General features: G+C 41.4%; 1 protein-coding gene. It reads right to left on the bottom strand.

Annotated elements, in window-relative coordinates; all coding sequences use genetic code 11:
- Positions 1 to 634: 634 nt before the first annotated feature.
- A complete protein-coding gene (locus tag QUB11_RS31210; protein ID WP_333201163.1) occupies positions 635 to 874 on the bottom strand; it encodes a hypothetical protein in 240 nt (79 codons plus the stop codon).
- Positions 875 to 1,048: the final 174 nt, after the last annotated feature.

Here is a 1,048-nt window from a genome sequence, read left to right as displayed (position 1 = left end):
TGAGCTGATTTTCTCTGTTTGACCCTCACGAGTGAGTGTCAGTAACATGATACCTCATCTTTCAGAGAAAGGCTATACTCTGATGGCATTCGATAATTCACATCTTCTCTTATCCTTGCCAACAGCTCTTTGTTAAGTTTCTCAAACATCAGTAAAGTCTTGTTCCGATTCATCTGCGGTTGTAGTTTCACAAATTTAGTTTTGTTTGGCATAGCAGCACCTCTAACTTTGTGTTATATTATATTGTAATTTAAATTTTTTTGTCGGCATACAGTTACAACAGTTTGATAAAATTTTGTAATAAACTGTAAGAAAATGGAAAGATATTACAAACCGTTGTATAAGCCGAATCAGGTATTTTATGGAACAGGACAGACAGCCATAGTAACAGGCTGGACACTGAAAAGCACAGTAAAAAAGAAACTGAAAGAGGATGAGTATGGAGTGATGGCGTCCCGCCCCGCAAGCTACGGACAGCTTTACTCACCAACACGCGGTATCAACTTTTTAGTTAGAAACTTACTCGGTAATCCACTGCTCTGTTCCTATGAGAAAGACTTTCATAGCTGTAGGATAGAGTTCGGAAACACTACCCGGAGCGCGAAGCTCACTGGTGAACAGACAGAAAGAATGGTTACAAATGTCTAAGAACGTGACCAATTCGATCGTATTTGTTGGTTCGATCGTCGTAAATGCCAAAACCTCTCTGGGAATAGTCATTGCCGAGTGCCGAGATAACGCAATAGTGGCGGTAGTAAGGGAACAACTCTTCACCGAGAACAGGCTCGATATATTCTACTTCGTACAGCATTTTCGCTGTTAATTTTGCTAATTGTTCTTGGCTTTGTTCCAACAATCCGAAAGTATGTGGCATTTTTCAATTTAAGAAGGTTGCCACCCAACAGCGAAGCATTATTCAGAATCACGACCGTCAGGTTAGTTCACCAAATCAAAGGAAGGATGCAGATGTGAAACCCACATTCCGCACCCCCAACTGGCACATACGCGGATTGAGGGGGTAAAAGTGAATCATCCGAGACAAAGCGTG

Source organism: Microcoleus sp. B6-A1 (genome assembly GCF_036705085.1).
In the GTDB taxonomy this organism is placed as follows: Bacteria; Cyanobacteriota; Cyanobacteriia; order Cyanobacteriales; family Microcoleaceae; genus Microcoleus.
Note: the sequence above shows the minus strand (reverse complement) of the source record. Positions and strands in the feature narration are given on the sequence as shown.